Origin of the sequence: Natronococcus sp. A-GB1 (assembly GCF_029688845.1) — an archaeon.
In the GTDB taxonomy this organism is placed as follows: domain Archaea; phylum Halobacteriota; class Halobacteria; order Halobacteriales; family Natrialbaceae; genus Natronococcus.
The window spans coordinates 355,856-374,812 of the sequence record NZ_JARUKW010000002.1 but is presented as its reverse complement, the minus strand read 5'-3'; the positions used below and the strand labels follow the sequence as shown (position 1 = coordinate 374,812).

The window sequence follows — 18,957 nt, the reverse complement described above, 5'->3', positions numbered from 1 at the left end:
GACGACCGCCGAACTCTGCCGACCGAGTGGTCGGAAACGAGACGGGATGGATGGAACACCTGCCTCCGTGCCGGATGTGGCCGGAGGGAACGTGGCGGACGCCACGTCGATCACAGTAGTAACGAGTGGCGGGTTATTATATAAGGCTGTCGAACCAAATACAGTTCGAATCGCGGTACCGTACCATGGTTTCCCACTCAACAGGGCCATATCTGACATTTCCATGGTTGCAACGCCTCGAGCTCGCTGAGACAAGTGTTACGCGGGCGGAGGTCGGCCGTTCATCCCACCCTCGAAGGTTCGGTCGGGCCGAATGATACCCGCGTACTCGGACCTCGAGCACGAACGGGCAAGAAGGCTTCGAGAGGGCGAAGCCGTACGGCATTCGCAGGCGAGATCAGCAATTCGCATCGATGCCGATAAACCTCGCGCGTCACAAGAGGAAGACGAATGGTTCAGGATCCGATCACTTCGGAACCGCCGCCGTCACCGGAAGTGATCTGTTCTGCGCTCGACGATCCCGACTGTCGGGAGATTATCCGGAGGCTCGAGGAGCCGATGACAGCGTCGGAGCTCAACGCCCGGTGTGAGATCCCACAGTCGACGCTGTACCGAAAGCTGGAGCTACTGACAGACTCGACGCTGCTCGAGGAGTCGACCGAAATTCGTCGTGATGGCCACCACGCGAGCAAGTACTCGGTCGCGTTCGACGAAATTACACTCGTGCTCGAGGACGACCGGTCGCTGTCGGTACAGATCGAGCGCCCGGCCCGGACAGCTGACGAACGGCTCGCCGAACTGTGGTCTGAGGTACGAAAGGAGACATGACTGGAATAGAAACTGCGCTCGTATTGGCAATCGTCAAGACATTCGTTCTCATCGTCGGCGGCGTGATCACGTACTTCGCGTTCAAGGCCTACCGCCGAACCCGCCAGCCGGCGCTTGGCTATCTCGCGGGAGGGTTCGGTATTGTCACCCTCGGTTTCGTTCTGGCGGGCGTACTCCACGAACTACTCGGCGTCTCGCTCGTGACCGGGGTGCTTCTCGAGAGCCTGCTCGTTCTGGCAGGCTTTTCGGTAATCGCCTATTCACTGTACGTTCAGTAGTGGTGGGATCGGCCGTTCTCGCCCGATCAGCACGCTCCGCTGATGCGGTGTACTGCACTCTCGACCGACGAACGTCGAGCGCTGCTGTGGGTCAAGCCGCTCGAGTTCGAACTCCGAAAATAGTCGGCGGTTCGGTTACCGATTCAGTGTGTGAATCGCGTGACCGAGCGCGTTCTCGGCCGCTTCCATCACTGCCTCGGAGAGCGTCGGATGCGTGTGAACCGTGGAAGCGACGTCCTCGAGCGTCGCGCCGAGTTCGATCGCGAGCCCGAGTTCCGCAATCAGCTCGGATGCTTCGGGACCGACGATCTGGGCGCCCAGCACGTACCCCTGATCGTCGTCGGCGACGATTTTGACGAACCCGTCGGACTCGCCGGTCGTCAGTGCTCGGCCGCTGGCGCGGAACGGGAACTTCCCGACGACGGTCTCGAAGCCGGCCTCCTCGGCCTCGGACTCGGACATTCCGACGGTACCGATCTCGGGTTCAGTGAACACCGCCGCGGGCATGGCCTGGTAATCGATCGCCGACGGCTCGCCGGCGATCACCTCGGCGGCGACCTGGCCCTCCATGCTGCCCTTGTGAGCGAGCATCGGCTCGCCGGCGACGTCGCCGACGGCGAAGATGTGCTCGACGTTCGAGCGCGCTCGCGAGTCGGTCTGGATGAAACCGCGGTCGTCGGTCTCGACGCCGGCGTTCTCGAGTTCGAGCGTGTCCGACACCGGCTCGCGGCCGACGGCGACGAGGACCTTCTCGGCGTCGAGCTCGAGGGAGTCGTCCTCGACGGCCTCAGTCTGACCACCGTCGGCGGCCGCCTCGTCAGGTGCCTCGGCCACGACGCGGATTCCATCGCCCTGCTGTTCCCACTCCGAGGCCGCGTAGCCGAAGTGAAACTCGATCCCGAGATCGTTCGCCCGCTGCTTGACGGGGCGTTTGAGATCGTCGTCGTAGCCCGGCAGGATCGAATCGAGCATCTCGATGACCGTGACGTCGGTGCCGAGCTTCGCGTAGACGCCCGCGAGCTCCATCCCGATGTAGCCGGCGCCGACGATCACCATCGAGTCCGGCACCGACTCGAGCGCGAGCGCCTGCGTCGAGTCGATTACCGGCTCGTCGTCGTACTCGAAGCCGGGGATCTCGATCGGGCGCGAGCCCGTGGCGACGATGGCGTGTTCGAACTCGAGGGTCTCGGAGCCCTGTCCCTCACCGCTGTGGGAGACCCGGACGGTGTTCTCGTCCGAGAGGGTGGCGGTCCCCTCCAGTAGGTTGACACCGTTTGCCTTGCAGAGCTTCTCGACGCCGCTGGTGAGCTGATCGACGACGTCGTCCTTCCAGCTCATCATTCCCGCGAGGTCGACCGCGGGGTCGGCGTGGATCCCCATCTCCTCGGCGTTACCCGCCTCGTGGGCGACGTCGGTTGCGGTGATCAGCGCCTTCGAGGGGATGCAGCCGTCGTTCAGACAGGTGCCCCCGTACGCGTCCTTTTCGACGAGCGTTACGTCCAGATCGAGCTGCCCGGCCCGGATCGCGGCCACGTAGCCCGCAGGTCCGGCGCCGATTACCAGTACGTCCGTTCCGGTGGTGACATCTCCGACGACCATTACTTGGACCCCTCTCGTGGCAGTGTAGTAAGGTTCATCATTCGAGCAGTAGCAGTTCTGGATTCTCGAGGTATTCCATCAGTTCGTTCGTAAACTGTGCGCCGACGGCGCCGTCGATCAGTCGGTGGTCGAACGACAGCGACAGCGTCATCACCGAGCGTGGCTCGATCGACTCCGAGCCGTTTTCGTCGGTGACGACGCGGGGCTTGCGCTTGATCTCGCCGACGGCGAGGATCCCCGACTCGGGGTAGTTCAGAATCGGCGTCGCGTACTCCCCGCCGATGCCGCCGACGTTCGTGATCGTAAACGTCGAGCCCCGGAGCTCGTCGGGGCTGATCGAGCGCTCGCGGGCCTTCGTGACGAGTTCGTTCATCTCCGAGGAGAGCTGCAGGAGTCCCTTCCGATCTGCGTCCTCGAGGACGGGGACCATCAGGCCGACGTCGGTCGCCGTGGCGACCCCGACGTTGTAGTAGTCCCGATAGACGATCTCCTCGTTGTCCTCGTCGATCACCGCGTTCATCTCGGGGAACTCCTTGAGGGCTGCCGTCACAGCCTTCATGATGAACGGCATGTACGTGAGGCTGATCCCCTGTTCCTCGGCGCGGGGTTTGAGGCGTTCTCGAGCCCCGACCAGTTCGGTGACGTCGACCTCGTCGTGGTGGGTGACGTGGGGTGCCGAGTATTTCGACTCGACCATCGCGTCGGCGATGGTCTTTCGGACGCCCTTGAACGGCTCCCGACGTTCGCGTTCACCGTCGGCGAATTCGGTTCCCTTCGCGCCGACCGGCTCACCCGCAGAAACGGCCTCGGCGTCTGCCTCCTGGGCCCGTTGCTGGGCCTCGGCGTACTCCCGGATGGCCTCAGGGGTGACGTACGGCTCGCCGTCGCGTTCCTCGTCGGTCGGGACGGCGTCGATGTCGACACCCTCCTCCTCGGCGAGCTTACGGGTGGCGGGCGCGGCCAGCGTTCGGTCGCGATCGGCCGACTCGACCTGTGTCGGTGTGGTCGTCTGCGTCGTCTGTGCTCCGGCCGTCCCGGCGTCGGCCGCGGCGGTACCAGTCGTCTCGGGGCTCGAGTCCGCCCCCGCGTCGGACGCGGATTCCTCGGGCGTCGCCTCGGCCGCCGTCGCCTGCGACGGCGCGGCCGAGCCGCCCGCGGCGGCCTCCACGTCGGCTGCGGTGATCCGACCGCCGGGGCCGCTGCCCTCGAGCGTCGAGAGGTCGAGCCCCTCCTCGCGGGCCAGCCGTCGCACGCGTGGCGGCGCGAAGACCCGATCTTCGGGAGGTTCGACCTCACCGGTTTCGGCACCCGTCGCGCCGGCGTCGCCGGTCGGTTCGTCGTCCGCGCTCGCCTGGGCCTCCTCGGGCGAGTCGACGCCCGGCGGTTCGCCCGCCCGTTCGTCTTCCGACGCGGTCGGCTCTTCCGTACTCGGCGCCTCACTTTCCTCGCCCTCGACGTCGTACGTGACGAACAGATCGCCGACGGGGACCATCTCGCCTTCCTCCCAGTGGAGTTCTCTGACGGTACCGTTGACCGGCGAGGGGACCTCGACGAGGGCCTTGTCGGTCTCGACCTCCGCGACCGGCTGATCCTCGTTGACGGTGTCACCTTCCTCGACCAGCCAGCTGACCAGTTCGCCCTCGGCGACTCCCTCGCCGACGTCGGGAAGTTTGAACTCGCGTACCATGTTAGAACCCCATCGTCTCCCGAATGCCATCCTCGATGCGTGCCGGCTCGGGCAGGTAGTAGTCCTCGAGCGCGTACAGTGGGAACGGCGTGTCGAACCCGGTGATACGCCCGACGGGCGCCTCCTGGTAGAGCAGCGCCTCCTCCTGAATCGTGGCGGCGATCTCCGCGCCTAGACCGCCCGTCTTGGGCGCCTCGTGGACGACCGCCGCGCGGCCGGTCTTCTTGAACGACTCGACGATCGTCTCCTCGTCCAGCGGCGACAGCGTCCGCAGGTCGACGACCTCGACGTCGATCTCGCCCGCGAGGTTCTCCGCGGCCTCGAGGGTCGGTCGGCTCATCGCACCCCACGTGAACACGGAGATGTCGGACCCCTCGCGGCGGACGGCCGCCTCGCCGATCGGCACCTCGTAGGACTCGTTCGGAACCTCCTCGCGGAACGCCCGGTAGATGAGTTTCGGCTCGAGGAAGAGCACCGGATCGGGCGAGCGGATCGCACTCGCCAGCAGCCCCTTCGTGTCGTAGGGCGTCGAGGGGATGACGACCTTCAGACCGGGCTGGTGGACGAACATCGCCTCCGAGGACTCGGAGTGGTGTTCGGGCGCCCGGATCCCGCCGCCGTAGGGGGCGCGGATGACCATCGGGCAGGTGTACCGCCCGCGGGAGCGCGTCCGCAGGCGCGCGGCGTGAGAGACGATCTGGTCGAACGCCGGGTAGATGAAGCCGAGGAACTGCATCTCGGAGACGGGACGCATCCCGTAGGCGGCCATGCCGACCGCCGTGCCGACGATTCCCGACTCCGCAAGCGGCGTGTCGATGACGCGGTTCTCGCCGAACTCGTCGTACAGCCCCTCCGTGGCGCGGAAGACGCCGCCGTTCTTGCCGACGTCCTCGCCCATGACGATCACGTCGTCGTCGCGTTCCATCTCGCTTTGCAACCCGTCGCGTACCGCCTGTACCAGCGTGAGGTTTTCAGATTCTGCAGCCATATTAGCCCTCCAGCAGCGCGTCGTCGCCGTGTCGCTCTCGGATCGATTCGAACCACTCGAGCTGTTCCTGCAGCCGCTTTGGCATTCCCTCGTAGACGTGGGCGAAGATCTCCTCGGGGTCGGGTCGCTCGACGGCCTCGGCAGCATCGATCGCCTCGGCGACGTCCTCGGTGACCCGGGACTCGATAGCGTCGACGCGCTCGTCGTCGAGCATGCCGTTGTTCCGCAGGAACGTCTCCATGCGCGGGATGGGATCCTTCTGTTTCCAGCGCTCGACCTCGTCGTCATCGCGGTAGACCGACGGATCGTCCGCGGTCGTGTGGGCGCCGAAGCGGTACTGGACCGCCTCGATGAGCGTCGGTCGAGTCGCGCTACCGGGCGACTCGTCCTCGACGGCGTCGGGATTCTTGGCCTTCTCGACGGCGTCGCGGGTCACCTTGTACACCGCCAGCGGGTCCATCCCGTCGACCTGGACGCCCTCGAAACCGTAGGCGGTGGCTTTCTGAGCCAGCGTTTCGCTCGCGGTCTGGCGCTCTCGAGGGACGGAGATCGCCCACTGGTTGTTGTTACAGAAGAAGACGTTCGGCGTGTCGAAGACGCCGGCGAAGTTCAGCCCCTCATGGAAGTCGCCCTCGCTCGTCGCGCCGTCGCCGAAGTAACAGAGGAACGCCTTCTCCTCGTCCTTGAGCTTCGAGGCCCACGCTGCACCCGTCGCGTGGGGAATCTGCGTGGCGATCGGGACGGCCACGGTGAAGATGTTGGCATCGTCGGGGATCTGGTTGCCCAGTTCGTGGCCCATCCAGTACAGCAGGGTCCGCTTGAGCGACATGCCTCGCACGAGCGCCGAGCCGTGCTCGCGGTAACTCGGGAACATCCAGTCCTCGTCGGCCAGTGCGTGGGCGCTGCCGATCTGGGACCCCTCCTGGCCGGACAGGGGTGGATACGTTCCCATTCGACCCTGGCGCTGTAGGCTCACGGCCCGCTCGTCGAAGTGCCGGACGAGGCGCATCTGCTCGTAGATCTGGACGAACTCCTCTTCGGGGAGATCGGGCACCTCGGCGCCCTCGAGAACGCGTCCGGCGTCGTCGAGCACCTGTACGCGGTCCTGCGGATCTCGCTGTATCGTACTCACGGGTGTACCCACCTGTGCATACCCTAACGAATTATCGCTCGCGTTAAAGGATTTTCGTAAATAGTTTACTATCGATGAGATTCTTGCTCGGCACGCCGAGAGTGGTCGGGGAAGTCGACTCGAATCGACCGATCGTCCGCGTCAGTGCGCCGAGAGGAGGGGGTTGTGGGACGTATCTCGAAAAACAATCCGAAAGGTGGACGATCGGTCGGTCTCCAGGGACGAGGACGAGTTGCGAACGAACTACTCGGCGGTCGTCGCGGATCCCGACTCCTCGCGGGCGTCCTGGCGAGCCTCGACGACGGTCTTCCCCTCGCGGAGGACTGCGTCGACGAACAGCTCGCCGGCCTTGTACGACGAGCGGACCATCGGACCGCTAGCGCAGTAGAGGAAGTCGAGTTCCTCCTCGGCGACTCGCCGCCAGGTCTCGTACTTGTCCGGGTGGTCGTACCGGCGGACCTCGAGGTGGTCATGCGAGGGTCGGAGGTACTGGCCGAGGGTGACGATGTCGACGCCCCGTTCGCGGAGGTCCGCCAGGGTCCGGTACACCTCGTGGTCGTACTCGCCGTGGCCGAGCATGATCGACGTCTTCGTGTAGACGTCGGATTCACGCTCGACCTGCTCGAGCACGCTCAGACTCTGTTCGTACCCCGCTCGGCGGTCCCGGACGGGAAACTGGAGTCGCTCGACGGTCTCGACGTTGTGGGCGATGACGTCGGGTTCGGCGTCGATGATCTTCCGCACGAGGTGGTCCTCGCCCTGGAAGTCCGGAATCAGGACCTCGACGAGGATACCGGGATGGCGGGCCTTGATCTCGCGGATCGTCTCGGCGAAGTGGCCGGCGCCCTGATCGGGGAGGTCGTCCCGATCGACGCTCGTGAGCACGACGTAATCGAGGCCGATCTCGGCGATAGCCTCGGCGACGTTCGCTGGCTCCTCGGGATCGAGCGGCTCCATCCCCCCAGTCTGGACGTCACAGAAGTTGCAGGCTCGAGAGCAGCGATCGCCCATCAGCATGAACGTGGCCGTCCCGCCCGCACCGTCGCCGGTACCGGCGCCACCGGACCAGCACTCGCCGAGGTTCGGACAGTTGGCCTCCTCACAGACGGTGTGGAGGTTCCGCTCGCGGAGGCGCTTGCGAATGTCGGTAAACTCCTGGCCAGATGGTGGACGCATCTTGAGCCAGTTGGGCTTGCGGACGCTGCTCATACCTCGACCTGGCGGGCCAGCGTGAAAAACGGTTGTGGTCACCGACCTTATCTCACCCTGGTTTCAATAAAAATATTTATCTTGCATGTCGGCATCTATATGGTCAGGATGTTCGACCTCGACCGCGAGGAGATTACGACGGGCTCGATACCGCGGGTGCTCGCGGTCCTCGCCGCACCCTTGCTCGTCCAGAACCTCGTCCAGGTCCTCCAGCAGGTCGTCGACACCCTCTGGCTGGGCCGCCACAGCCTCGAGGCGGTCGCCGCCGTCGGCTTGACGTTTCCGATCATCGGCCTGCTGGCCGCGGTCGCGGTCGGCACCAGCGTCGGCACCCAGGTTCTCGTCTCACAGCGCGTCGGCGCGGACGAACTCGGAGAAGGACGACGCGCCGCGGTCAACGGAACCGTCGTCGGATTCATCGCCGGGCTGATCGTCGGTATCGCGGTTTGGTTCCTCGCAGGACGGATCGTCGGTCTCTTCGGCGCCGAAGCCGTCGTCACCCAGTACGCCGCTGCCTACCTCGCGACGTTCGCGTTCGCGATTCCCCTGATGAGCGCGAGTGACACCGTCGAGGCGAGTTTCGTCGGCTGGGGCGACACCCGTGCGGCCCTGTACATCAACGTCGTGGCGGTCGCGACGAACCTCGTCCTCGACCCGTTCCTGATCTTCGGCTGGTGGCTGTTCCCCGAACTCGGCGTTCCGGGCGCCGCGCTGGCGACGGTGATCGGGTACGGCGTCGGCTTCACGTTCGGACTCGGCATGGCGATCCGCGGTCGCGACGAGTTTACCCTCTCACGGGCAGACGCCGATCTCACGCTCGAGGACTGTCGCGAGATCGTCGACATCGGGTGGCCGACCGCGGGCCAGTACCTCTCGAGCCAGTCGGCTCGCGTCGGGATGATCTGGCTCGTCGCGATCGTCGGCGGCGCGGCAGGGCTGGCGGCGTACACGATCGGCGCCCGGGTCGCGGCGATCGCGTTCGTTCCCGCGATCGGACTGCAACAGGCCGCACAGAGCATGGTCGGGCAGAACCTCGGCGCCGAACGCCCCGAGCGAGCCCGGCGGACGACGTGGGTCGGGGTCGTCATCGCGAGCGTCGGGCTCACCGCGGTCGGCGCCGCTCAGTGGGCGATCCCGGAGACGCTGTCGGTGCTGTTCGTTCCAGACGCGAGCCCGGCGGAGGTCGAACTCGCCGCGGAGTACCTGCGGATCCTGGCGTACGGCTACTGGGCGATCGGCGCCACCTACCTCCTCCAGGCCGGGTTCAACGGCGCCCGGCGAACGCGAACGAGTCTGGTCGCGACGCTGTTTCAGTACTGGATCGTCCGGCTGCCCGTCGCGCTCGCCGGCGCCTACCTGCTCGGGCTGGGCGTCGTGGGCATCTTCTGGGGCGTCACGATCTCGAACATCGTCGCCGCGCTCGGACTTGGCGTCTACTACTGGTACGAGACCGAGACGGGTATGAACGTCCGCGCCGTCGAAACCGCGAGCTCCGAGGCGGCGGACTGAGACGGACTGCTGTTTTGGCGACGCACTCGGGATCCGTCCGTCGTTCGTCACATATTCGAACGGATGCCACGATCGAGCGTACCACGACACGCTTTCGGATCGTGCCGACGAGGCCGCCGCCGGCAGCCGATCGCGAACGCCATAGTCGCCGATCACCGCCGAACTCGAGAGCTGCCGAAGGAAACGCCTTTTGCCCGTCGCTCCCCGTCTCCGTCTGATGGAGGTCGCCGAGGTTCTACCCGAGTTCGCCGACGCCTTCGCCTTCGAGGAGTTCAACCGGATGCAACGCGAGGCCCTGCCCGCGCTGCTCGAGTCCGAGGCAAACGTGGTCGCGAGCGCGCCGACGGCCTCCGGCAAGACCGCGCTCGCCGAACTGGCGATCTGCAAGACGCTGGCCGAGGGCGGCACCGCGCTGTTTATCGCGCCGATGCGGGCCCTAACCAACGAGAAGGAAGACGACTGGGACCGCTTCGAGTCCCTCGACTACTCGGTGTACGTCGTCACCGGCGAGCGCGACCTGAACCCGCGGCGGGCGCGCCACGCGGACATCCTCGTGATGACCCCCGAGAAGCTCGACTCGGCGACCCGAAAACACGACTCCCGGCGCTACGATTTCGTCACTGACATCGACGTCTGCGTCATCGACGAAGTCCACCTGCTCGACGCCGACCGCCGAGGGTCGGTGCTCGAGGTAACGATCTCGCGCCTGCGGCGGCTCTGCGACCCACGGATCGTCGCCCTCTCGGCGACGATGCCCAACGTCGACGACGTCGCAGCCTGGCTCGATGCGCCCGAAGAAGCGACCTTCGAGTTCGGCGCGGAGTACCGCCCCGTCGAACTCAACGCCGGCGTCAGGACCTACACTCACGGCGACAACGCCTTCGCCGACAAGTACCGCCGGCTCTACCGGGCGCTGGATCTCGCCGAGCCCCACCTCCGGGAAGACGGCCAGTCGCTCGTGTTCGTCTCCTCCCGGCAGGACACCGTCCGGGCGGCCGAGAAGGCCAGAGACGAGATCGCCGAACGCGATATCCCGATGGGCGTTCGGGGAGATTACGACTTCCACACCGAGGCCCAGGAGCTCGAGAACGACACCCTGCACAACTCCGTGCTCGACGGCGTCGCCTTCCACCACGCCGGACTCTCGAAGAACGACCGCGACCTCGTCGAGGAGTGGTTCAAGGCGGGCCACGTCGAGCTGCTGTTCTCGACCTCGACGCTCGCCTGGGGTGTCAACCTCCCCGCACGTTGTGTCGTGATCAGGGACACGAAACTGCACGACCCCCTCGAGGGCGAGGTCGACATGAGCCCGCTCGACGTTCTCCAGATGCTCGGGCGGGCGGGCCGGCCGGGCTACGACGACGTCGGCTACGGCTGGGTCGTCTGCGATACGGCGGAGGCCGACAAGTACCGCCGACTGCTCCGGGACGGCAAGGAGATCGAGTCCCGCCTCGCCGAGACCCTCGAGACCCACCTCAACGCCGAGATTGCGATGGGAACGATCACCGACCTCGAGGACGTGATGGACTGGCTGGAGACGACGTTTTACTACGTCCGCGGCCAGTCCAAACCCGAGGCGTACGACTTCCCGAACCTCCGCCAGCGCGTCCGGGACTGCCTCGAGGGGCTCGTCGACCGGGGATTCGTTGCGATGGGCGAGTCCGGCGACCTCTCGATCGAGGCGACCCCTCGCGGGGTGCTCGCCTCGAAGTACTACCTTCGCCTCGAGACTGCGGCCGCCTTCGCGGCGCTCTGCGATCGGGCGAACGAGGGCGATGCCCTCGGACCCGACGACCTGCTCGAGGCCGTTGCGAGCGCCGCGGAGTTCGATTCGGTGTCGGCCCGCCAGGACGAACGCGACGCGATCAGCGCCGTGCTCGTCGGTCAGGAGACCGGCGACCTCGAGGCGGGCCAGCGGAAGGTGCTCGCAATCTTACGCGGGGCCGCAAGCGGCTCGGTCCCTCCGGAGCTCAGAAGCGACGCCTGGGTCATCAGACAGAACGCGACTCGGCTACTCTCGGCGCTTGGCGCCTTCCTCGACCGGCTGGCGGACCCACACGCGGCGAACCTCGCGAGGCGAGTCGAGGCACGGGTCGAGAACGGCGTCGCCGAGGACGCCGTCGGGCTCACCGCGATCGACAGCGTCGGCCCCGGACGGGCGAGCAAGCTCTCGAAAGAGGGGCTGTCGACACCGGGCGACGTCGTCGGCGCCGGGATCGCGGGACTCGTTGAGGCCGGGCTCTCGGAGGGCGTCGCCGAGGGCGTCTACGAGGGCGCCCAGTCGCTGCCCGCAGTCGAACTCGAGTGGGGCGCGTTTCCGGAAACGATCGGAGCCGGGGAAAACGACGTCTGCGAAGTCACCGTCCGGAACGTGGGCGAGCCCGCGCGGGCCGGAATTCGGGTCACGGTAAATGGCGTCGAGATGACGAGTACGAGCACCTACCTACGCGATACGGAGACGGTCCCGGTCGGCGTCTTCGGCGCCGACGCCGATACCCTCGAGTTCAGCGTCAGCGTCGCCTTCCCCGAGGAGCCCCTCGTCCCGCTCGAGGAGCGCCGAACGGTCGAGGTCCGCTGAGTTACTTTTTGTGGGTGAAGATGACCGCCTGACCGTCGGCCGAGCCGACACAGAGGTCGAGCTGCTGTGAGAGATTGAGACTCGTCGGGTTCTCCTTGCAGACGACGAGGTCGTCGAACTGGAGGTCACAGGCCGGACAGGAAACCGCGACCGTGTTCTGGTAGCTCTTGATCGCCTGGTTCTCCTCGCGAAGGGTCAACGATGCGGCGAGTTCGTCGAGGTCGATATCGTCCATACCGCACCTTTCGAGCGAGCGCCTATAAAATCAGGCAGAATAATCATCGATCATCCAATTTCTGCAAACGCGATCGGCACCCCGCCGAAGGCGACAGCTACGCCTCCGCGACGAGCTCGAGGACCGCCTCTCGAACCTCGGCCGGCGTGTCGACGGTCCGATCGGCCGGCGAGTAGTCGATGTCGCCGTGGGCGCCGATCCGGTAGGCGACGACGATCGCGCCCGCGCGGTCGGCCGCCTCGATACCGTTCTCGGAGTCCTCGACGACGACGCACTCGTCGGCGGGGACGCCGACCTCCTCTGCGGCGTACTCGAAGACGTCCGGTTCGGGCTTGCTGTCGCCGTCGATCTCCTCGGCACTGATCACTTCGTCGAACTCCCCCTCGAGGTCGAAGCGCTCGAGGACCATCCCGATCCAGTCGTGTGGCGAGGAGGAGACGACTGCCGTCGGCACACCCCGCTCGTCGAGTTCGGCGAGCAGGTCGTGGGTTCCCTCGAGCAGTTCGACGCGCTCGGTGTACAGCTCCTCGGCCGCTTCTCTGAACTTCTGGAGGTACTCCTCGCGGGAGATCGAGGTGCCGTACTCCCCCTCGAGGTAGTCGTAGATCTCGGCGTAGTTCATCCCGCTGACCTCGGCGACGTCGACGTCCTCGTCGGGGACGGCCACGGGGAGGACCTCCTCGCGCTGGAACTCGACCCAGTAGTCCTCCGAATCGACGAGCACGCCGTCCATATCGAATAAGACTGCACTCATGTACGTCGGGCTACCGGGGACGGACGTATAGCCGTTTGGCCGTCACACGGGCGCCGTCGCCCGTCGAGGCACGGACAGCCGACGAAAACTACCACTCGGCAAGTGAAACTCGTGTGTATAGCAGATCAAGTCCGTACCTTCGCCCGTTCGTCAGGCATGGGTGAGGTCACCGATACCAAGGTAGTACTGACAGGACCGTGGGGAGATCGGTATCGAGTGTTACAGCGGTCGTAGGCCAGCTCTCCGTGTATCAATTCTCACAAGACTGGAACTCCCCTCCCGTATTTTGGTCGGGCGGGACGATTTCCCGGTGGAATGAGCGATTCACAGCCCTCAACCCAAGAGCAGAGCCGTTCTCCCACAGCCGAAGCCACGGAGACCACTGGGACGGTGGATCCCCGTGCGCTCGGTCTCTCGGCCGGAATCATCTGGGGGGCAGCGGTTGCCTTCCTGGAACTGGCAGCTGGGACGAGATACGGAGAGCGCTGGCGGCTGTTGCTGGCGGATCTCTACCCTGGATACAGTCACGAACCGGGCGATCTCGTCTGGGGAACGATTCTGGGATTTATCGATGCGTTCGTCCTTGGATACCTGTTCGGGAGGATCTACAACTGGCTATCGAAGTGAACTGTCATCTGATTGCCCTCGCCGCACCGTCCAATCCGGTAGGCTGTATAAGCGGATTTCCAACTACTGTCAACCGAAGACCTCGCCCCGACGTTCGTGTTCCATCTCCGTCTCGACCGCCTCGGCGATTTCGGCGCCGAACTCGCGCTCGAGCAGCCACAGCGCCAGGTCGATCCCGGCCGTGACGCCCCCCGCCGTGAGCACGTCGCCGTCGTCGACGACCCGTTCCTCGACCACGTTCGCGGCCGAATCGCCGAGGTCGTCGATCGCCACCTGGTGAGTCGTCGCGGGACGACCCTCGAGCAGCCCCGCCTCGGCGAGGATCATCGCGCCGGTACAGACCGAAGCGACGGTCGAACCCGCTCCAAACCGCTCGTCGACAGCGCCGGGGATCACTCCGTCGGTAACGACGGCCCGGACGCCGCCCTCGGTGGTCCAACCGCCGCCGGGAACGACGAGCAGGTCCGGCTCCCCCAGGACATCCTCCGGTTCGACGCGCAGACCGTGACTCGCCGTAACGAGTCCGTCGTCATCGGTGTCCCCCTCGAGCGTGACCAGCCGCGTCTCGAGCGAGGCGCCGGCCTCGGCGCCGTTTGCGAGGACCTCGTAGGGTCCGATCGCATCGAGTTCGTCGAACCCGTCGAACAGCAGGATCTCCGCGGTAACGTCGTTCATGGGAAGAGGTTCGTGCCGTCGCGGAAACGTATTTCGACGGAGCGCCTACCACCACAGCGACAGCGCGATCGCCGCGACGGCTCCGACGATGACCGACAGCCAGTAGGTGATGACGCGATAGAGGAGGCCGATCGCGAACGCGGCCGCGGCGCTGACGGGGGCGAGGAGCGCGAGTACACCCGCAATAGTGAGTTCGACGCCGCCGAGACCGCCCGGCGTCGGGGTGAGAAATCCGACCTTCGAGAGCGCGACCGCGAGGATCGCCACTGCGAGCGGGATCGGCTCGCTCACCGCCATCGCCGTCAGGTACAGCGGGAGGGCAAATAGGAACCACGCGAGATGGCCGAGCGCGAGCGCGGCGAACAGCGTGGCGCGATCGGCGGAGATCGCGTCGAGAGTCCGGTAGAACCCCGCGAGTCGGTCCCGCAGGTTCTCGGGTCGGAGCGGCCGGGCGAGCGACGGGCGGACCGACTCGAGGAGGCGCCGGATCGGAGCCGCGACGGCGAGGAGCGTCCGTTCGACGCCGTCTCGGCGCAGCCAGAGTACGATCGCGACCGCCACGACGGCTCCGATCGTTCCCAGAAACGCCACCGCGTACGTCCGAACGGAACCGGTGAGCCGCCAGCCGACGAGCAGATACGCGAGCCCGAAGCCGCCGAACGTGTAGTACGGCAGGTAGTTGACGAAGATCCCGCCAACGATCGCGGCGAGTCCCTCCTCGTACTCGACGCCCGAACGACGCGCGAGGGCGTAGGCGACGCCCGGTGGCGCCACGACTTGTCCGTACGGCGTGACGTACTTCGCGAACCGCGTTGCAAGGTAGAGTCCCAGGATCGGTGGGAAGGGACCATCGTAGCCGGCCGAGCCGAGCACGCGGTCCCACACCACGCCACGCAGCGACAGGCAACCGACCATCGCCGCAAATCCGAGCGCGTAGATCGGGAGCTCCGCTCGAGAGGCCGCGACCAGCACGTCCTCGTGGCCGAACGCGCTGGCCAGAACGGCGAGCAACGCGACGGCGATCGCAAACGCCGCCGCGACGCGCGCGACGTCAACCTCGATATCGAGTTCCATCATACGTGGTGGACAGTCGATCCGAGTGCCGGATCGTCGTAATCGAGAACGAACCGTGACCGGAGATCAGTTTCGATCCAGGACGCTTCGAGGGACGTCGACGAGCGCCTCGAGCTCCGGAAGTAACGGTCTGGTGATTTGGGTCCGTCAGCAATCCACTCTCTCGAACGGATTCTATCTATCGAAGGAGCTCTCCGGTTCGAGCCTGTTTTTCGCCGTTCCAAAAAATAAGGTGAAGTAGAGGACCAGAACGGCCATCCAGGAGAGAGTAACGAGGAGCGCGATTGAAAGGCTCATGCGCAGATCATCCGAACGGCCGGTAGCTGCAGCTCCCGCACGCACAGCGGGTCGGTAGATGGAGCGAGTCCCTCATGAACGCTGCTAGGAGTGTACAATCAACCTCCGGAGCGCTACGTAGGCCACTGGCACCAGCGGTTCGAAACGGCACGCCTTTCCGGTCCGGCGCTCGTCCGATACGGTGTGAACGATTCACAGCAACGGGTCGCGGCGTTCGTCGACGACCACGACCTCGAGACACCGCCGGAGTTCAGGCTGCTCGACCTCGTCTCGGAGATCGGCGAGCTCGCCAAGGACGCCAACGAGTCGACCGCTTACGGCGCCGAGCCGGACAAGCTCGATATCAACGGCGACGAACTCGGAGACGCGCTATTTGCGCTGCTGGCGCTAGCCGACGGGGTCGGAATCGACGCCGACGAGGCACTCGAAGAAGCGTTCGAGAAGTACGAACGGCGGCTCGAGGAGGACGGATCGGCGGGCTCAGGCGACTGAGAGGACGAACGATGGCTACGGTTCCGGGTCGCCCTCGAGTTCGAGGACGTCGGCGGCCGCCTCGCGAACCGCATCGAGGCGATCCGGCGGAGCGTAGACTCCGAGGCGCCAGATCTCGCGCGCACAGGCGTCGAGGCCGGCGACCAGCGGCGACCGATCGCCGAGCGGGAGGGGTTCCCCGTCGACGAGGATCTTCGCTCTGGACTCCGGTGACGAGGGCATCCCGGGGCTGTCGAGGATGACAGCCGACGGAGCGACGTCGGCGACGCTCGCGATCTCGGGCTCGAGCTCCTGGGTACGGTCGTACTCGAGGCCGACGAAGCGCTCGGGAACGGCATCCCGCCGGACCCAGGCCGCGCGCTTGTAGAGGCGACGGTTGCGCAGGCGGCTCGCGGCGTCGGCTGTCGGCTCGTGGTCGGCGAGCGCCGCCAGCAGCTCCTCGTCGGTCAGTCGCGCGAACCGTTCGGGCTCGAGGACGCCGTCAGCGAGGACGCGCTCGCTGGCCCGGTCGAGCATCGCGCCGGCGATCCGTGAGACGTGGTGGCGGTAGACGGTCGCGTTCATCAGCGTCCGGGCGATCAGCGCGCTCTCGGCGCTGGCGACGTTGCCGTCGGCGATGGCCAGCTCGCCGTCGACGCGTCGGAACGCCCGGATCAGCCGCGCGTGGTCGATCGTTCCGTAGGGGACGCCCGTGTGGTGGGCGTCGCGAACGAGGTAGTCCATCCGATCGACGTCGAGCGCGCCGGAGACGAGTTCGCCCAGCGGGCCGCGGCCGTCGACGGTCGCCGCGACGGCGTCGGGGTCGATCCCTCCCTCCTCGAGGACGGTCCCGAGCTCCGTCTCGGCGAGCAGCCACCCGATCTCGTCGTGGTGGCGCCCGAGGTGGCGCTCGATAGCGGCCTCGGTCTGGTGGCCGAAGGGGCCGTGGCCGACGTCGTGGACCAGCGCGGCGGCCCGCAGCCGATCGGCGAGGGCGTCCTCGAGCTCGAGCTGGTCGACGGCCCGCGAGGCAAGGTGGTAGACGCCGAGGCTGTGCTCGAAGCGAGTGTGGTTCGCGGCGGGGTAGACGAGCTGGACGGTGCTCAGCTGCCGGACGTAGCGGAGTCGCTGCATCGGCTCGGTGTCGAGCAACGCCTCCGCTACCGGGCGGAGTTCGATGTAGTCGTGGACGCTGTCCTTGATCGTCGTCATAGCCGACACTCGGCGGACCGGGCTCTTAGCCGCGGTGGTCTCGACGTCGGCTGCGAGCCGATCACAGAGCTATCGCGTTGCGACCGGCGCGAGCAGCGCACGGTCGATCTGCTCGTGAGTCTGCTCGAGCGACCCGGAGTTGTCGATCATCACATGCTCATACTCGAGGGAGTCGAACGTCTCTCGCAACTGCAGGTGCTGTTCGAAGTGGGCGTCGCTGACGCAGTCGGTTCGGCTCTCGATGCGCTCCTCGACGACGTCGACGTCGCAGTCGACGTAGACGAACGTGCAATCGGCACCGACCGCGCCGGCGATCTCGGCGGCTCGATCGCGGTACGGTTTCGACTGGAACGTCGCATCGAGGACGACGTCGGTTCCGGATTCGAGAGCCGACCGCGCGAGCGAGAGCAACTCGGCGTAGGTTGCGTCGGTTTCGGCCGAGGTGTAGTCGGGATCCGGAAAGAGTCGCTTCCGAACCCGATCGCTTCGGTAGCGCTCGGCCTCGAGCCGGTCGGCCGTGTACGCCGAAGCGACGGATTTGCCCACGCCCGGCAAGCCACAGTAGACGATCAGGGTTGGACGGGCCACGGCTGGTGGTCAGCCGTACACGTATTAAATCCGACCGAAATCCGATCGGACGCTCGATGATCGCTCGTCAGATTTTATCGATCTTGTAGCAATAAATATGAAAAGAAGCCGCCCATACTGCGAAACTATCATTGACTTTATCCCGATTCGCTTACGGTACTATGTATGGTCCGGACACCACGCTGTGGCGATAGCACACGACGAACGTTTCTAGCGACCTCCGGAGGGGTCGGACTGGCGGGGCTGGCTGGTTGTCTCGGGGGGAACGGCGACGACGACGGCGACGGCGACGCCGTTCGGTTCATTCTGAACCCGGCGGAGGAACAGACCGACATCATCGAGGAGTACACGCCGATGAAGGAGTACCTCGAGGAGGAGACCGGCGCCGAGATCGAACTCATCCGTGCCGGCAGCTACGTCGAGACCCTCGAGGCGCTCGACGCCAACCAGGCGGAAATGGCCGACACGTCGCCGACGGCGGTGCCGGGCGGCGAGGGGTTCGCCGACGTCCTCGGGATGCGGACGGCCTTCGGCGGCCCGCTGTACTTTTCGACGATCATCACCACGCCGGACAGCGACATCGAGAGCGTCGAGGATCTCGAAGGTGAGTCGATCGCCGTTGGCGCGCTGATGTCGTTCAGCGGAACGCTGGCACCGGCGACGATGCTGAGCGACACGGGACTGGATATCGGTGATTTCCCGCAGGGGGATGCGGAGGACCTCGAGATCCAGACCGCGGGCGACCACGACACGGCCCGCGAACAGATGGTCAACGACGATACGGTCGCGGCTGCGGCGACGGGTGCGTTCGCGTCCGCGCCCCAGATACCCCAGGAGCAGTTCGACGAGTACGAGGAGTTCGTCGAGCACTCCGCGGAGTACGACGGCGCCGGCTCGGCACTCGAAGACGGGGAAGAGGAACTGCAGCTGCTCGACGTCTCGGATCCGCTGCCTCGAGCGCCGATCATGGCCCGCAGCGAGTGGGACGATCCGGTCCGTGAGGACATCGAGGAGGCGCTGCTTTCGGCCGAGGAGGAGGACCTCATCCCCGAGGACGTCGGCGAGGACTACGAACTCTGGTTTACCGGCATCGAGGAAGCCAGCATGGACGACTACGAACCGGTCAACGAGGTCCTCGACGAACTCGGACTCGAATTCGAAGACTTTGAGGAAGAGTAGCGGCCAGACACGATAGGTACCGCACCCAAATTTAATC

Annotated in this window: 18 protein-coding genes; 7 read left to right on the top strand and 11 right to left on the bottom strand. The window is 65.9% G+C overall.

All coding sequences use genetic code 11. The features are described from left to right. The first annotated feature begins 450 nt into the window (after window positions 1-450). Both QA600_RS04485 and QA600_RS04480 read left to right on the top strand, forming a co-directional pair. The gene (locus QA600_RS04485; protein WP_278290758.1) at window positions 451-828 is read left to right on the top strand and encodes a helix-turn-helix domain-containing protein; all 378 of its coding nucleotides are present in this window, start codon (window positions 451-453) and stop codon (window positions 826-828) included. Then, window positions 825-1,106: a hypothetical protein gene (locus tag QA600_RS04480; protein WP_278290757.1), complete on the top strand. Its 282-nt coding sequence runs from the start codon at window positions 825-827 to the stop codon at window positions 1,104-1,106. The genes QA600_RS04485 and QA600_RS04480 overlap by 4 nt, the downstream gene beginning before the upstream one ends. A gap of 135 nt (window positions 1,107-1,241) precedes the next feature. Here QA600_RS04480 and lpdA read toward each other — a convergent pair whose 3' ends face one another. The 5 genes from lpdA to lipA all read right to left on the bottom strand — a co-directional run bounded on the left by lpdA (window position 1,242) and on the right by lipA (window position 7,721). After that, on the bottom strand, window positions 1,242-2,705 hold the full coding sequence (lpdA, locus tag QA600_RS04475; RefSeq protein ID WP_278290756.1) for a dihydrolipoyl dehydrogenase: 1,464 nt from the start codon (window positions 2,703-2,705) through the stop codon (window positions 1,242-1,244). A 37-nt stretch (window positions 2,706-2,742) separates the two neighbouring features. Next, a complete protein-coding gene (locus QA600_RS04470) occupies window positions 2,743-4,392 on the bottom strand; it encodes a dihydrolipoamide acetyltransferase family protein (protein ID WP_278290755.1) in 1,650 nt (549 codons plus the stop codon). Window position 4,393: 1 nt separating this feature from the next. Then, window positions 4,394-5,380 carry an alpha-ketoacid dehydrogenase subunit beta gene (locus tag QA600_RS04465; protein ID WP_278290754.1) on the bottom strand — a complete coding sequence of 329 codons (987 nt, stop codon included), beginning with the start codon at window positions 5,378-5,380 and terminating at the stop codon, window positions 4,394-4,396. Window position 5,381: 1 nt separating this feature from the next. Next, window positions 5,382-6,512, bottom strand: coding sequence for a pyruvate dehydrogenase (acetyl-transferring) E1 component subunit alpha (gene pdhA / locus QA600_RS04460; RefSeq protein WP_278290753.1), 1,131 nt, complete (start codon window positions 6,510-6,512; stop codon window positions 5,382-5,384). A gap of 243 nt (window positions 6,513-6,755) precedes the next feature. After that, on the bottom strand, window positions 6,756-7,721 hold the full coding sequence (lipA, locus tag QA600_RS04455) for a lipoyl synthase (RefSeq protein WP_278290752.1): 966 nt from the start codon (window positions 7,719-7,721) through the stop codon (window positions 6,756-6,758). A gap of 99 nt (window positions 7,722-7,820) precedes the next feature. Here lipA and QA600_RS04450 point away from each other — a divergent pair, with 99 nt between their 5' ends. Together QA600_RS04450 and QA600_RS04445 are read left to right on the top strand one after the other, a co-directional pair. Continuing rightward, window positions 7,821-9,230, top strand: coding sequence for an MATE family efflux transporter (locus QA600_RS04450; RefSeq protein WP_345782006.1), 1,410 nt, complete (start codon window positions 7,821-7,823; stop codon window positions 9,228-9,230). Window positions 9,231-9,447: 217 nt separating this feature from the next. Continuing rightward, window positions 9,448-11,808 (top strand): DEAD/DEAH box helicase, encoded by a 2,361-nt coding sequence (locus QA600_RS04445; protein ID WP_278290750.1) that lies wholly within the window; start codon window positions 9,448-9,450, stop codon window positions 11,806-11,808. Window position 11,809: 1 nt separating this feature from the next. Here the strand turns inward: QA600_RS04445 and QA600_RS04440 are convergent, their stop codons facing one another. Then, complete coding sequence (locus tag QA600_RS04440) at window positions 11,810-12,043, bottom strand: hypothetical protein (RefSeq protein ID WP_005555184.1); 234 nt, start codon at window positions 12,041-12,043, stop codon at window positions 11,810-11,812. 97 nt (window positions 12,044-12,140) lie between these two features. Further along, the gene (locus QA600_RS04435; RefSeq protein ID WP_278290749.1) at window positions 12,141-12,797 is read right to left on the bottom strand and encodes an HAD family phosphatase; all 657 of its coding nucleotides are present in this window, start codon (window positions 12,795-12,797) and stop codon (window positions 12,141-12,143) included. A 390-nt stretch (window positions 12,798-13,187) separates the two neighbouring features. On the opposite strand from QA600_RS04435, the gene QA600_RS04430 reads away from it, so the two are divergent. Then, complete coding sequence (locus tag QA600_RS04430) at window positions 13,188-13,424, top strand: bacteriophage holin (protein WP_278290748.1); 237 nt, start codon at window positions 13,188-13,190, stop codon at window positions 13,422-13,424. A gap of 69 nt (window positions 13,425-13,493) precedes the next feature. Here QA600_RS04430 and QA600_RS04425 read toward each other — a convergent pair whose 3' ends face one another. Beyond that, window positions 13,494-14,099 (bottom strand): DJ-1/PfpI family protein, encoded by a 606-nt coding sequence (locus QA600_RS04425; protein ID WP_278290747.1) that lies wholly within the window; start codon window positions 14,097-14,099, stop codon window positions 13,494-13,496. 45 nt (window positions 14,100-14,144) lie between these two features. Further along, window positions 14,145-15,176 carry a flippase-like domain-containing protein gene (locus QA600_RS04420; RefSeq protein ID WP_278290746.1) on the bottom strand — a complete coding sequence of 344 codons (1,032 nt, stop codon included), beginning with the start codon at window positions 15,174-15,176 and terminating at the stop codon, window positions 14,145-14,147. A 477-nt stretch (window positions 15,177-15,653) separates the two neighbouring features. Between QA600_RS04420 and QA600_RS04415 the strand changes: the two genes are divergently transcribed. Continuing rightward, on the top strand, window positions 15,654-15,962 hold the full coding sequence (locus QA600_RS04415; RefSeq protein WP_278290745.1) for a MazG-like family protein: 309 nt from the start codon (window positions 15,654-15,656) through the stop codon (window positions 15,960-15,962). 15 nt (window positions 15,963-15,977) lie between these two features. Here the strand turns inward: QA600_RS04415 and QA600_RS04410 are convergent, their stop codons facing one another. Both QA600_RS04410 and QA600_RS04405 read right to left on the bottom strand, forming a co-directional pair. Further along, window positions 15,978-17,153 carry an HD domain-containing protein gene (locus QA600_RS04410; RefSeq protein ID WP_278290744.1) on the bottom strand — a complete coding sequence of 392 codons (1,176 nt, stop codon included), beginning with the start codon at window positions 17,151-17,153 and terminating at the stop codon, window positions 15,978-15,980. A gap of 69 nt (window positions 17,154-17,222) precedes the next feature. Further along, complete coding sequence (locus QA600_RS04405) at window positions 17,223-17,741, bottom strand: AAA family ATPase (RefSeq protein WP_278290743.1); 519 nt, start codon at window positions 17,739-17,741, stop codon at window positions 17,223-17,225. Between the two features lie 165 nt (window positions 17,742-17,906). On the opposite strand from QA600_RS04405, the gene QA600_RS04400 reads away from it, so the two are divergent. Continuing rightward, a complete protein-coding gene (locus QA600_RS04400; protein ID WP_278290742.1) occupies window positions 17,907-18,920 on the top strand; it encodes a PhnD/SsuA/transferrin family substrate-binding protein in 1,014 nt (337 codons plus the stop codon). Window positions 18,921-18,957: the final 37 nt, after the last annotated feature.